This is a genomic window from Streptomyces sp. T12 (genome assembly GCF_028736035.1).
Lineage (GTDB): Bacteria > Actinomycetota > Actinomycetes > Streptomycetales > Streptomycetaceae > Streptomyces.
The window spans coordinates 8,092,096-8,106,051 of the sequence record NZ_CP117866.1; the positions used below are offsets into that span (position 1 = coordinate 8,092,096).

The 13,956-nt window shown below is 65.5% G+C and carries 11 protein-coding genes; 6 read left to right on the top strand and 5 right to left on the bottom strand.

Annotated features, from left to right (window positions below; translation table 11 throughout):
* Positions 1-11: 11 nt before the first annotated feature.
* The 6 genes from PBV52_RS36375 to PBV52_RS36400 are packed head-to-tail and all read left to right on the top strand — an operon-like array spanning position 12 to position 8,018.
* Complete coding sequence (locus tag PBV52_RS36375; RefSeq protein ID WP_274244382.1) at positions 12-1,850, top strand: ABC transporter ATP-binding protein; 1,839 nt, start codon at positions 12-14, stop codon at positions 1,848-1,850.
* Positions 1,847-3,676 (top strand): ABC transporter ATP-binding protein, encoded by a 1,830-nt coding sequence (locus PBV52_RS36380; protein ID WP_274244383.1) that lies wholly within the window; start codon positions 1,847-1,849, stop codon positions 3,674-3,676. The genes PBV52_RS36375 and PBV52_RS36380 overlap by 4 nt, the downstream gene beginning before the upstream one ends.
* A complete protein-coding gene (locus PBV52_RS36385) occupies positions 3,673-5,040 on the top strand; it encodes a condensation domain-containing protein (protein ID WP_274244385.1) in 1,368 nt (455 codons plus the stop codon). The genes PBV52_RS36380 and PBV52_RS36385 overlap by 4 nt, the downstream gene beginning before the upstream one ends.
* 22 nt (positions 5,041-5,062) lie before the next feature.
* On the top strand, positions 5,063-5,932 hold the full coding sequence (locus PBV52_RS36390) for a glycosyltransferase family 2 protein (protein WP_274244386.1): 870 nt from the start codon (positions 5,063-5,065) through the stop codon (positions 5,930-5,932).
* Positions 5,905-7,008, top strand: coding sequence for a leucine-rich repeat domain-containing protein (locus tag PBV52_RS36395; RefSeq protein ID WP_274244388.1), 1,104 nt, complete (start codon positions 5,905-5,907; stop codon positions 7,006-7,008). The genes PBV52_RS36390 and PBV52_RS36395 overlap by 28 nt, the downstream gene beginning before the upstream one ends.
* Before the next feature lie 41 nt (positions 7,009-7,049).
* Positions 7,050-8,018: a UDP-glucuronic acid decarboxylase family protein gene (locus tag PBV52_RS36400; protein ID WP_274244390.1), complete on the top strand. Its 969-nt coding sequence runs from the start codon at positions 7,050-7,052 to the stop codon at positions 8,016-8,018.
* Positions 8,019-8,022: 4 nt separating this feature from the next.
* Here PBV52_RS36400 and PBV52_RS36405 read toward each other — a convergent pair whose 3' ends face one another.
* The 5 genes from PBV52_RS36405 to PBV52_RS36425 are packed head-to-tail and all read right to left on the bottom strand — an operon-like array spanning position 8,023 to position 13,956.
* On the bottom strand, positions 8,023-9,759 hold the full coding sequence (locus PBV52_RS36405) for a carbamoyltransferase C-terminal domain-containing protein (RefSeq protein WP_274244393.1): 1,737 nt from the start codon (positions 9,757-9,759) through the stop codon (positions 8,023-8,025).
* Positions 9,760-9,801: 42 nt separating this feature from the next.
* The gene (locus PBV52_RS36410) at positions 9,802-10,977 is read right to left on the bottom strand and encodes an acyl-CoA dehydrogenase family protein (protein ID WP_274244395.1); all 1,176 of its coding nucleotides are present in this window, start codon (positions 10,975-10,977) and stop codon (positions 9,802-9,804) included.
* The gene (locus PBV52_RS36415) at positions 10,974-11,243 is read right to left on the bottom strand and encodes a phosphopantetheine-binding protein (protein ID WP_274244396.1); all 270 of its coding nucleotides are present in this window, start codon (positions 11,241-11,243) and stop codon (positions 10,974-10,976) included. Before PBV52_RS36415 ends, PBV52_RS36410 begins: the two co-directional genes overlap by 4 nt.
* The gene (locus PBV52_RS36420) at positions 11,240-12,487 is read right to left on the bottom strand and encodes a type III PLP-dependent enzyme (RefSeq protein WP_274244398.1); all 1,248 of its coding nucleotides are present in this window, start codon (positions 12,485-12,487) and stop codon (positions 11,240-11,242) included. The genes PBV52_RS36415 and PBV52_RS36420 overlap by 4 nt, the downstream gene beginning before the upstream one ends.
* On the bottom strand, positions 12,472-13,956 hold the full coding sequence (locus tag PBV52_RS36425) for a class I adenylate-forming enzyme family protein (protein ID WP_274244400.1): 1,485 nt from the start codon (positions 13,954-13,956) through the stop codon (positions 12,472-12,474). The genes PBV52_RS36420 and PBV52_RS36425 overlap by 16 nt, the downstream gene beginning before the upstream one ends.

The window sequence follows — 13,956 nt, forward strand, 5'->3', positions numbered from 1 at the left end:
TCGGAGGACCCTTGTCCACAGTTCGCGACCGCTGCGCCGAACGGCTCGGTCTGCTGGGACTTCTGCGCTTGGCCCCTCACGGACTGGTGTCGATGCTCCTCTTCGCGATGCTGGCGCAGGCGCTGTTGCCCGCGGCAGCCGCCCTGGCAGTGGCCGCCCTCATCGGCTCCCTCGACACCTCGTACACAGCCGCCGTGGTCACGCTGGGCCTGGCACTCCTCGCCGACAACGTCCTGCGCGCTCTGATCCAGCCGCTCACCGCACTGGTCGTGAGCCAGATCGACGGCGTTAACCGCGCCCGAGTCGCGAGACGTGCCGCCCTCACGGTCACGATCGACCCGGTAGCGCGACCAGAGGTGCAGAACCTCATCAGGCAGGCGGCAGCGGACCCGGTCGAGTGGGTGGAGAAAACGCCCGGAGAAGGGGCCATCGGCCAGGCGACCACCATCGTTAGGTACGCAGGACTGCTCTCCTCCTCGGCGGTAGTGGCCGCGTGGGCATGGTGGCTGGTTCCCTTGCTCGTCCTTTCCGCACTGGGCGTCCGCGCGATGAACCGCGCGGAGTGGATTCAGCATTTCCACATCTGGTGTGCCGGTATCGAGCACCACCGCCGCTGTCAGTACTGGGGTGCACTGACCAGCAGCCCAGCGGAAGGAAAGGAAGCGCGCGTCTTCGGCTTCGGGGAACTGCTCGTTGATCGCCACCAGCATCACATGCGCGCCCACCTCTCCCCCGTATGGGCGGACGACCGCCGCATGATCGCCGCCAAATGGCGCGAGCTGGCCGCCACAGTGGTGCCGCTGGCGGTCGTGTACCTCATCGTGTTGTGGGGAGCCGCCGACGGGCAAGGTTCCGTGGCTCTCGCGGCGGCCGTACTAGCCGCGGGCTGGGGGATCTTCCAGTCGATCACGAGCATCGGGGAACTGGTGAGCATCGAGGGGGCCCTGCCCGCCGTACGCGCACTCCGGAAGCTGGATTCGGTCCTGCCCGAGCAGTCGCCCCCGCAGCCTGCCCCGGACGCTGGAGGGCCAGGTCTCGTCCGGGAAAGCGCTCCGACCGTGCGCTTCCACTCCGTCGTCTTCCGCTATCCCGGCACGAACCGGCGGGTACTGGACGGTCTGGACCTGGAGATACGACCGGGAGAGTTGCTGGCCGTGGTCGGACTGAACGGTGCCGGAAAGTCCACGCTGACCAAACTGCTGGCGGGGCTCCACGAACCGAGCGAGGGACGGATCACGGTTGACGGAAAGGATCTGAGGGACCTCGACGTCGCCGTATGGCGCCGACATCTCGCCATCATCTTCCAGGACTTCGTGAAGTACGAGCTGCCCCTCGCCGACAACATCGCGCTGGGCAGAGCGCGCACGCGAACGGAACCAGCGGAGATCGAGGCCGCCGCACACGACGTCGGACTCACCGCCATGGTCGAAGACCGTCTTCCCGACTCCTGGGCGACGCCGCTCTCACGCTCCCGGGCCGGGGGTGTGGATCTCTCCGGCGGTCAGTGGCAGCAGGTTGCCCTGGCCCGCGCGCTGTACGCGGCCCGCCTCGGTGCACGTGTCCTGGTGATGGACGAGCCGACCTCGCACCTGGATGTGCGTAGTGAGCATGAGCTGTTCCAGCGGCTGCACGGCCTCACGCGCGATATGAGCACCGTCCTGATCACCCACCGATTGTCGACCGTCCGCAGTGCGGACCGCATTGTCCTGCTCGACGGCGGACGGGTCACGGAATCCGGCACCCACGAGGAGCTGGTGGCGCTCGGCGGGGAATACGCCAGGGTCTACGGCATCCAGGCGGAGAGGTTCCGACGAGGCTACGCGGATCGGCTGGAAGAGGGCGCCGTATGAGGGTCTACCTCCGCCTATGGTGGGAGTTGCTGAGGCTCTGCGCACGGCGCGAGCCGAGACTGACCGCGTGCCTGCTGGCATGCGACATCATCCAAGCGCTTGCGTTCGCGGGCATCGGGCTGGCACTGAAGGCTGCCGTCGACGGAGCCACCAGCGGTGGCGTGACAGCGGCGACGGTGGGTGCCTGCGGTGCGGCTTTCGCCTACGCGGCTGACGGCGTCGTCGGCCGGATCGGTTTCACCACCCGCATCTCCCTGGCGGAGCGCATCGCCCTCACAGAGATCGAACCCCGCGTCATGCGCGCCTGCGTGGGGTTGGAGCGGATCGAGCATCTGGAGCGGACCGAGTTCCTGGACCGGATCACCGCGGTGCGCGGCAAGTCCTGGGCCATTGTCGACTCCGCCTGGTCGGCGGTGCGGGCTGTGCTGCTCGTGTTACGCGTCGCCCTGGCGCTCGCACTGCTCGGCAGCGTCTCCCCCTGGCTCCTGCTTCTGCTGCCGTGCGTCGCGATCCAGCTGTACGTCGACCGGTACGGACAGCGGCAACTGAAGCGAGCCGAGTTGTCCGTGGCGGAGGACCTACGACTCCAGCGCCACCTCTTCGAGGTCTGCACCAGCGCGACCAGCGGCAAGGAGATACGGGTTGCGGGAGTTGGCCCGGAGCTTGTTGACCGCCAAGAGAAAGCACGGCAGCGGGTCCAGGAGCGCAGATTCAGCGTGGGGATCCGGGCTGCCTCGTACAACGCCGTTGGCTGGGCCGTTTTCACCCTGGGCTTCGTTGGGGCGCTGCTCGCCGTCGCCAACCGGACAGCGTCAGGGGAGGGCAGCGTGGGCGATGTGGTGATGACGGTGGCCCTGGCCTCACAGCTGCGGACAGTGGTCGCACAGGCCGTGTCCACCTCCGTGACGGCGGGCAGCACCGCGGGCGTGGTAGAGACCTACGCTTGGCTGCGCGCTTTCGCGGCCGAGCGGCTGGCCCGGCAGACGGGAGACGTCCCGCCACCGGCCGTACTGCGTCAGGGCATCAGTCTCGACCAGGTGACATTCCGCTACCCGGGCACAGAACGCCCCGCTCTGGACGAGGTGTCGGTCCGGCTTCCGGCCGGCGCAGTGGTTGCTGTCGTGGGCGAGTACGGCTCGGGCAAGACGACTCTGGTCAAACTGCTCACCAAGCTCTACCAACCGGACTCTGGGACGATCCATATCGACGGAATCGACCTCAGGGAGCTGGACACCACGGGGTGGCGTTCGGTGATGAGCGCGGCGTTCCAGGACTTCGGCCGCTACGAGACGACGTTCGCGCACGCTGTCGGCCTGGGCGATCCGGAACGTATCGACGACGCGGAGGCCATCACCACCGCCGTATCCGCCGCTGGTGCCGACACCCTGCTGAGCAGGCTTCCGCAGGGCCTCGGCACGCAACTCGGCAGACGGTTCGGTGGCCTCGAACTGTCGGAGGGACAGTGGCAGAAGGTCGCCCTGGCCCGAGCGTGCGTGCGCCCGGAACCGTTGCTGTTCGTGCTTGACGAGCCCACGGCCTCGCTCGACGCCCCCAGTGAACGGGACATCTTCGGTCGGTACACAGATCGGGCCCGCTCACTCGCCAAGTCGCGCGGAGCAATCACCGTGATCGTGTCTCATCGGTTCTCCACTGTGGCGGGCGCCGACCTGATTCTCGTGATGCACCAGGGAAGGTTGGCGGAGTCGGGGACACACACCGACTTGATGAGGCTTGGCGGTCTCTACGCCCGGCTTTACGGCATTCAAGAGCAGGCGTACGCCGTCCAATCCCCCATGCCGGACTGTGCGAGGAGGCGATCGGCATGACCGACCTGTCGGTTGCCTTCTCGGCAGACCGTTCCGGAGAGGCCGAGCTCACCTGGGGGCAGCGGGACATCTGGGATGCTTTGCGGTACCTCGGTGAACAGGACTGGCGTATGAACCGGGACGTCGTTATCGATGTGCCGGAAGGCCGGACCGTGGACGAGGTGATGCTGGCCGTGCGCCTCATCCTCGAACGCCATGAATCACTGCGAACCACCTTCGTGACGGACTCCTCCGGCCTCCCTCGGCAACAGCTCCTGCGCAAGGGAGAACTCCCTGTGGCGGTACGGCACATCGACGACGAGGGTGACGAAGCTGCTGTCCGCATCCGTGACGCGCTGATCGCCCAGCACTTCGACAGCTCCGACGGGCTGATGCTGAGAGCAGCCGTCCTGCTCCGGTGTGGGCAGCCGAAGACATTGATGATGTGTCTGTCCCATCTCCTGTGCGACGCCCATTCCATCGGTATTCTGCGGGCCGAACTACGCCAGATCCTGGCGTCCCCCCGGTCACCCGAGCTTCCGGAGGACCGGGGGATACAGCCACTGGAGCAAGCCGCGTTCGAACAGTCCGACGCCGGACGTCGACTCAACGAACGGGCCTGGTCCTACCGGCGCGCTCAACTTGAGCGCTTCCCCGACCTCTCCTTTCCCCCGGTCGACGACACCACGTCCACGCCGAGGTTCAGGCTGGCTGTCTACAGGTGCGTGGTCCTACGGGATGCCGCTCGGCTGCTCGCCCGCAGGCACGGGGTGACCCCGGACACTGCTGTCACGGCCGCGTTCTCCTTGCTGCTGGGTACGTACGGGGGCAAGGGAGCCTGTGCACTCCACCTGGTGAGCGCAAATCGCTTCAGAAGCGATACGAAGCAGTCGGTCGGTCAGTTCTCCCTCCAGGTCCCTGTTGTCATGGACGTCCGACACGAGTCCTTCGACTCCCTACTCAAAGAGGTTCATGCGCGAACCGTACGGGCGTACCGACACGCCATGCGCTCCCCAGACGACGTTGGGCGCGTAGGTATGGAGACGAGCGCGGTGGGCCCACCACCTTGCATCATGAACCCTCTCCTGGGCCCGGACGACAGGTCCGTACCACCTGCCACCCTGGACGAACTCCATCGACGAGCTGGGTCCAGCGAGTTCCAATGGGACGGTGGCAACGAGGAAGAACGCATCGGCGCCTATATGCAGTCAGGCCCCAGTAACAAACTGAAATTCTTCGGCGATACGCGAATCTTTAGACCGGACTTCATAGAAGCCCTCCTTGCAGGGGTGCAGGTGGTTCTCCTCTCTGCCGTCGAGGGCTCCATTACCCCTGAGCAAGCGGCTGAGGCTGCTCTTGGGGCACGCGGCGATGATATCCAGTAAATGGTCCAGGAGGAGCATTCTCATGGCGAGAACGTCACCTGTGCACGTGGTCAGCGTGGTCGGAGCGCGCGACGCTCCCCTACTGCCTCACTTCATCGAACATTACCGGAGTCTGGGGGTGCAGTCCTTCCGTATAATGTGCCATGCTGAATCGCCGCTGAGCGATCAGTACACACGTCTCCTTGATATTTGTCGAGAAAACGACGTGAAGCCCTTTCACTCGCATTTTGGGCCATGGCGTGACAAGCTCAACCAGCGGCTCAAGGCATACGCCATGAGTCGCCGCCCGGACGACTGGTACATCGTCGCCGACGTCGACGAGTTCCACGTCTACAGCCACCCGGTTCACGAGATTCTTGAGAAGTGCGAGCACCAAGGGGCCGACCATGTGAACGGGTGCTTCTTGGACCGTGTCGGAGATGGCGGACGCCTCGTGGAAATAGACGCGACCCCGCTGTGGGCACGCTACCCGCTGGCCGGTTCGGTCAGCACGGGAATCTCGAAGGCGCTCCCCCTGAAGACCGGGATCGCGCGTGGCCGGGTTGAACTGCTCGTGGGGCACCACGGAACGGTGGCCGGGCGCGGATTACCGCGCTCGCAGGGTTTCATCCAGGTCCACCACTTCAAATGGACCGAATCGGTGGTGCGGCGTATGCGTCAACGCGTGGAAAGTCTGAGCAGCGGACGCTGGCAGGTGGAGCACTACGCCTTGATCAGGGAAGCACGGGCGGCCCTCGCGCACCTCGACGCCCACCAGGGCAGGATCGATGTCAATGATCGCGGACTGCGCCTCGCGCACTGCGGTCGTGACTACGCCGATCATCCCCAATGGGACCAGATCATCGATGAATCGGAGGGGTGGGCATGGACGCTTACCTACGCGAGCGGATAGAGCGTGCGGCGGAATCGTCGGTCCTTGACCTGTCCGGCCTTGGACTGACCCATCTTCCGGAAGCGGTCCGCAGCCTACGCGGCCTCTCCTGGCTGGATATCAGTGAAAATTCTCTAACTGCGCTACCCGAATGGCTCGGTGAGCTGAGTTCGCTGACCTGGCTAGAGGCCGGCGGGAACCAGTTGACTCAACTTCCGGAATCAACCCGTGAACTGGAACGGGTGACCCTGGTCGATCTCAGCGGAAACGACTTCCATGAGTTCCCGCGGCAGCTCATCGAACTGCGCGATCTGGTCAGTCTGAATCTCGCGACGAATCAGATAGACGAGATCCCGACTGCCGCCCGCTTCTGTCTTCCGTTCCTGACCACGCTCGACCTTCAGGGAAATCGCCTGGCTGCGATCCCTGACTGGCTCGAAGAATGCGAAGAGCTAGCGGTGGTCCGCTTGGACGGCAATCGCCTGACCGAGGCCCCTCACGCGCTGCGAAAGCTTTCGCATCTATCGGTCATCCAACTAGGTTGCAACCACTTGAAAGAACTTCCCGCGTGGCTCGGTGAGCTGACTGAACTGACGCGTCTCGTCGTGAACGGAAATGAGATTCGAAGGCTTCCCGAAGAGTTGTCCAGGCTCAGTGGGCTACGGCGCCTGGATTTCGGGGGCAACCAGATATCAGACCTTCCCAGGAGCTTCAGTGCGCTGAACTCGCTAACCTGTCTGGACGTCAGTGAAAACACTCTCACGGAAGTCCCTGAATGCCTGCTGGGCCTCTCGTCTCTCACGAGGCTCGACCTGCGCGGGAACCAGCTCACCGATCTCCCGGAGGGTTTCTCCCGACTCGTCGGTCTTACCTGGCTCGGCCTCAGCTTCAACCCCTTGAAACGGTTGCCCGAGCGCCTTTCTGATCTGACCGACCTTGTGTGGCTGAAGATCTCCCACGCGTCTCTGACCACACTGCCTGACTGGCTGGATGAATTCACGAATCTGGTCGAGCTGGAGGTCGATGGTAACCCCTTCGATTCCGTGCCTGAATACGTGGCGGGTCAGCGGTTGGAGGATCTCGCCCCTGTTATGTGAGTCAACGGCTCGCGCCATTTGAGAATCTGGAGGTTGATCCCATGTCCTGGGCGCAGCACGAACCTGGAAGGGAGAGGCGTCACATCGTGGTCACCGGTGGGGCGGGATTCCTCGGCTCCCATCTGTGCGAGCGACTCCTCGAACGCGGATACGAGGTGACGTGCATGGATAATTTCAGTACCGGCTCCATGGAGAACCTATCCCGCTGCCTTGAGGACCCGCATTTTACGTTGCTCGAAATGGACGTCACGGAAAAAGTCTGGTGTCACGCTCCTGTGACCGCAGTGGCTCATCTCGCCTGTCCGGCAAGCCCCCAGGACTATCTGAGACTTCCGCTGGAGACGCTCAGAGCCTGCTCACTCGGCACGCTCAACGCACTCACCTTTGCACAGGAGAAGGGCGCGCGATTCCTGTACGCGTCCACAAGTGAGACGTATGGCGACCCGGAAGTGCATCCGCAGCCGGAGAATTACTGGGGTCGTGTGAATCCCGTGGGCCCGCGCTCCGTATACGACGAAGGAAAGCGCTTCGGCGAGTCGGCCACTATGACCTACCTGCGCTACCACGGCCTGTCCGCCGGCATCGTACGCATTTTCAACACGTACGGTCCACGGATGCGCACGAACGATGGCCGTGCCGTTCCGGCCTTCGTCACCCAGGCGCTCAGGGGTGAGCGTCTGACGGTCTACGGCACGGGCACACAGACACGGTCCTTCTGCTATGTGGACGACTTGGTCACCGGTCTCGTTCACGCCCTCGAATCGGATCACGCGGGCCCGATCAACCTGGGTAATCCGACCGAGGTGACCATCCTTGAGCTGGCGCGGCTGGTGGCCGACATCTCGGAGGCGGAAACCGAGATCAGCTACGGCCCGGCGATGCAAGACGATCCGGTGCGCCGTAAGCCTGATATCTCCTACGCACGTGAACTGCTCGGCTGGTCACCGACGGTGTCGCTTGAGGAAGGACTGCGGCGGACGATCGAGTGGTTCAAGGCCGCCGTACTGTGACCCTTCACGCCAAGGGCCGTCGGCTCGGATGCCGGTCCGGGAGCCGCCTACCCGGCTTTGTGAGCAGCAGATCGCCGATGTAGAGGTGATCGAGTTCGGTGTTCAGGAACGTCCTGACGGCGTCCGCAGGGGTCTCCACGATGGGCTCACCTGCGTCGTTGTACGAGGTGTTCAGCACCAGTGGCACCTCAGTGAGCTCGGCGAAGCGCGAAATCAGCTCGTGATAGCGGGGGTTGACGTCTGACTCGACAGTCTGGACCCGGGCCGTACCGTCGACGTGGGTGATGGCCGGGACCTGCCTCCGGCGATGCTCCAGGACATCGGGGACGAGCAGCATGAACGGGCTGTCACCCCGCATGTCGAACCAGTCGTCCGCATCCTCTCTAAGGACCGAGGGCGCGAACGGCCGGAAAGGTTCGCGGTGTTTAACGACCTCGTTCAGGTAGTCGCGCATCTCGGGATGACGCGGATCGGCGAGTATGCTCCGGTGGCCGAGGGCCCGCGGCCCGATCTCCGAGCCGCCTTGGAACCAACCGACGACACGGTGCTGAGCCAGGAGGCCGGCGACCTCGGCGACCGTGGCCCGGCGCGACTCGACCCGCCCGCCGACCGCCTGCACGGCCTGCTCGATCTCCTGCTCTGGGTAGACACGGCCGGTCGAAGCCGAGCGCACAGGGTGTCGTTCGGTGCCGCCCGCGATCGCGTAGTAACCGTAGTAAGCGGCTCCGATGGCAGTGCCTGCGTCACCGCCCGGTGGCAGAAGGTAGACCTCGGCGAAAGGGCCCTCGGCGACGATGCGCTGGTTGGCCACGGAGTTTAGGGCGACCCCGCCGGTGAGGCAGAGCTTGCTGCGACCGGTCACCTCATAGGCGTACCGGGCGAGCTCCAGCAGCGCTTCCTCGGTCTCGGCCTGGACCTTGAAGGCGATGTCCTTGGTGAACTGGTGTCGCCAGGAGCCCTTCCGCCTGGCGTCGTAGCCGTCTCCCTGAGAGGCGGACCAGGCCTCCCATGCCTGCTCCATGTCCTCGGTTCGCACCACCACATCACCGGCCTTGACCGTGACCAGCCGCTGCCACTCGGGACGGGGGCGGCCGTACGGTGCCAGGCCCATGGTCTTGCCGGGCTCGGTGTAGCCGCCGCAGCCGAAGTCACCGTATTCGGGGTGTCCCCAGGGCGTGACGAAACCGAGCTTCGCGGAGAAGAAGCTGTAGAAGAGCCCGAGCCCCACGTCCTTCCAGCCCTCCGGCAGGGTCTCAGCGTGCACCCGTCGCAGCGAGGTCCCCTCGCCGTCGAAGATGGTGTGCTTCTCGGTGCGCCCCGCGCCCGGTACTGTGCTGCCCAGGCCGTCGACGACCAGGACCGCGGCTTCGTCGAACGGCGAGGCGAGGTACCCGGCGTAGGCGTGCGCGAGGTGATGTGACGGCATCGGCAGGCTGTGAATCTTGCTCTTGTCGCGTATCGGCAGCTCTTGCCGGAGGTGCTCCCGGGCGCCATCCTCCAGCGGCCGGTTGCCCACGACCATATCGAGGTCGTCGATGCCGATGCGGGCCGCGTCCAGGCAGTAAGTGATCGCCTTCATCGGCAGGGCCCTCGACAGCCTCTCGAAGTGGCCGTGGACGAGGTAGCCCTCGGAGTGCTTTGACCGGTCCAGCCGCTCTTCCTCCACCGCGGCCACGATCCGTGCGTCCTTTAGCAGGCAGGCGGCACGGTCGTGGCTCAGATTGACACCGAGTGTGTACATGTAACGGTCTCCATCGGGTTGGCCTTCCAGCGTCGACTTCCGTCATGCCAGGGACACTGCGGTGTCCACGAGGCTGAGTGCACCGTTGACGGTCCACAGACGGTCGTTCGCATAGTTCAGGCTGGCCGAGCGCAGGTCCCGCAGGTGTCGCTCGAGAGGCACGGGGGAGTCGGTGGAGTAACCGACGGACAGCCCGGCGAGATCCACCATGCGGTCCACCGCGCGGAAACACAGGTCCGACGCGGCCAGCTTCAGGGAATTCACATGAATCTGCGTCACCCCTGTGCTGAGGGAGCGAGCGGTGTCACGCAGTTCGACGATCTCGTCGGCCACCCGCAGCAAATACGCGTGGACCAGCTCCAGGTCGAGGCGGATGCGGGCGAGCCGCTCCCGGACCAGGTCGGACGAGATGTCAGGGCCTCCGCCGCGCTGCGGGCTGCGCAGGTGTCGGAGGAGAGCACCGAACGCCTCCCGGGCGGCACCCAGCCAGCAGGCGGAGAGACCGAGGTGAGCAAGCGGGATGCTGCTTTCGGCCGCCACCACGTGGAACCCCGCAGCGTCTCCCACTACCTGGTGCCCAGGCACGGTGCCGGTGAGTCGGAGAGCGACGTTCTCCATGCCGCGCATTCCGAGCGTGTTCCAGTTACGGGTGTGTTCAACGGTCACCTGGTCGCGGCCCACGTACACCAGTGAGACGGCGTGGTCCGGGGCATGTGGTGAGGCCCGCATCGTCAGCAGGAAACCATCGGCGTGTGCCCCGCCGCTGACCACGGGAGCCTGTCTGTCCAGGTGGTAGCCGTCCGGTCGGGGGACCAGCGGCGAGCGGGCGGTGAGGAAGCTCCATCCCTTTACGGCCTCGGTGGTCACCGACGCCAAGTAGATGTCGCCGCGCGCGACGGAGGGAAGCACCCGCTCCTTGAGCGCCGGTGTGGCGTACCGGACCAGGGCGTCGACCTGCTGGCAGTGCATCACCCACACGGAGGCCGTGCTGAGACAGGCCCCGGCCAGTTGCTGGGCTGCCACCACCATGGCCCGGACATCCTGCTCCCAACCGCCGTACGAGGTGGGCACGAGGAACCCCAGCAGGCCCGAGTCGCGCAACACCTTTAGGCTGCGGGCGGGAAACGAGGCCTCCGCGTCAGCCTGCGCGGCGTACGCACGCACCTCAGCCAGCACAGCGGTCATGACGTCGCTGGGCAAGCGATCCACAGCTGTCATCCCCGCCACCCCCCGGCACTCAGTTCACTGACCACTTTCCAGAGGGCGCCCGCAGTGGCGAAGGTGCTCGCCTGTAACAACTCGTCCGGGATCTGGATGGCGTAATGGTCCTCGAGGGTCAGCAGCAGCTCCACGCTGCCCATGGAGTCCAAGCCCGCGGTTGTCAAGTTCTGGTCCGGCTGTAGGGATGCCTCCTCCGGGAACGAGCGTAGGAAGGGACGCAGCAGACGCTCGAACGTCGAGTCCCAGGGCGCTGAATCCGTCATGTGCCGCGACCTCCTAAGCGTGTCTCACACAGTTCCAATCTGCGGGCGTCCACCACCGTGTTCCCGTCGACAACGATTTCCGCCGCGAGCGGATGTCCGAGGAAGGCCAGCAGGCTGGCGGTAAGCCCATAGGCGCCCACATTGGGAACGCACAGCAGATCTCCGGGCGCCGGCACTCTCACGACGGCCGACCGGTTGAGCACGTCGAGTGGTGTGCACAACGGTCCCACCAGGCTCACGGACCGCGCGTCGCCCTGCTCCCCGGCACTCGGCGGTGACCAGGGCAGCACGGACGGGGGCATGATCCTACCCAGCCCTGACATCCCGCCGAGCACGTGCGTTCCCGCGTCCAGGACCACAAACGTCCTGTCGCCGCTCGTCTTGACATCCAGGACCGTGGTCAGCAGAGTTCCGCAGGCCGCGACCAGATAGCGCCCCGACTCGAAAGCCACAGTCGGCTCACCGTCACGCCAACCGGCGAAGCGCCGGCTCAGTTGTTGTTCGAGGGCGGTCCGCAGCCCCGGGTAGTCGGGACGGTCTCCTGGCTGGGCAAACGGCGCTGCGAATCCGCCGCCGAGGTCGATCAGTGACGCGTCCAGCCCCACCTTCTCTACCAGGACAGCCGCCGTTTCGATGCTGAGGGTGAACTCGTCGATGAGAGAGGCGGGGTCCGCCATGTTCGTAGCCGGGAAGAGGTGAACGCCCACGGGCCGGGCCGGGCCCAAGGGCTGGAACGCCTCGGGCCTGGAGTGAGCGAGGCGGTAGTCGATGCCGAACTGAGAAGGCACCCCTGACATGCGCAACCCTGAGGCGCCCGTCGCGCCCACGAGCGCATTGATCCTGATCAGGTACTCGACATCCCGGCCCTCCCTGGCGGCGGCGTCGGCCAAGCGCCGGCGCTCGGTGTCCGACTCCACGGAGAAATGGCGCAGCCCGGCCCTAACCGCCGCCCGGATGTCGCCTACCCTCTTGCCCGGCCCCGTGTACAGGATGTTCGACGGGCCCTGGCCCGCGGCCAAGGCGGCCCGCATCTCGCCGGTGGAGCTGACCTCAGATCTCAGCCCGAGTCGTGTCAGCTCATGGAGGATAAGAGGGTGGGGGTTGGCCTTCACCGAGTAGTAGAGGGCGGAAGGAGCGGGCAGGATGCGCAGCAGAGCCGCTGCCGCCTTCCTGACGTCCTGCAACTGGTAGACGTACAGCGGCGTTCCGTAGCGGCTCGCGTACTCCTTCAGGCGATCGTCCACTCACCCCTCCGAAGCCGCTGTTTGTCGACCTTGCCATGCACCGTGTGCGGCAGTCGGTCGCAGACCCAGCAGTGGTCGGGAAGCTTCGCGGGTTCCAGACGTTCGCCAAGGGCTCGGAGGATGTCAGTGGGGGAGTCCGTAGTACTCACCCACAAGTGGACTAGGCCGTCGGCGCCAGGGGGGAGGACCGCCGCCTCGGACACCCCGGGTATGTCGAGTGCCGCGCCTTCCAGTTCGGCGGTGCTCGTCCGCACGCCGTGCCGCTTGAATATCTCGTCCCGCCTCCCCAGGAAGGTCAGTCTGCCCTCCGTATCGAGCACGCCGACATCGCCAGTGAACAGGCACCGCTCGCCTGTGGCGGGATGCAGTCCGTAACGCCGGGCCGTCTCCTCGGGGGCACGCCAGTAACCGTCCATCAGGTGCGGTCCCCTTACGACGATCTGGCCGGGCTGTCCGGGCGGGAGTATGGCCCCAGTGTCGCTTACGACATCGACGTAGGTGCCGGGCAGGGCGGTACCGACGCTGCCCGGATGGCGCACATCGTCATCGGTCTCGGCGATCGTCACTCGCTTGCACTCTGTCATGCCGTACATAAGGACCAGAGACGAGCCTGAGAACAACGCGCGGAGCTGTGCCGCGGTGGAGGGCGACAACTCGGCACCCGTGTTGGTCAGTAGGCGAACCGGTGGCCGGACCGAGCTTCGGCGCGCGAGTCTGACCAGGACATGAGCCAGGGTGGGCACCAGCGGCAGCACGGTCGCGCGGTACTTGCTGGCGTACCCCAGAACCGCCGCCTCCGGCTGACGGCCCGTCACAGCTAGCTCCGCAGAGGCCAGCGCGCACAGGAATACCTGGTATAGGCCGTAGTCGAAGGAGAACGGAAGCCGGCAGTAGACGACATCGTCCTCCTGGTAGGCCAGCCGCTCCGCGACGACGGAGGCAGCGAAGGCGATCTGGGCGTGTCGGCAGACGACCGCCTTGGGAGAGGACGTGGACCCGGAGGTGTACATGAGCAGGGCGATGTCCGTTGCCCTCGCCCTGTCCGACTCGCGCTCGGGAAGCGGTTCCGGAAGGTGTCGTGAGAGTTGGTCGATGTCCGTCGCGGGGACGTCGGCACCAACGGATGCCTCGTCGGCGTCGCTGGCTTTGATTACCAGGGCTGGTTCACAGTCCGTCAGTATCGATTTGAGGTGGTACGGCCGCACGTCCGGGTTCACCGGGACGCAGATGGCTCCGTACCGGATGACCCCGTATAACAACCCGACCGCAGCTCGTGAGTTGGGAATGCGGACCAGGACGCGCTCTCCCCTGCGGATGCCCTGAGCGCTCAGCCAGGCGCAGACCGAGCGGCTGAAGCGGTCAAGCTGTCGGTAGGTCCAGGCCCCGGTCTCATCTCTGACCGCGGTCGCTGAGGGCCGTCTGCGGGCCGCTTGGGCCATGGTCTCGTGGATCAGAGGTGCCCTGCTCAT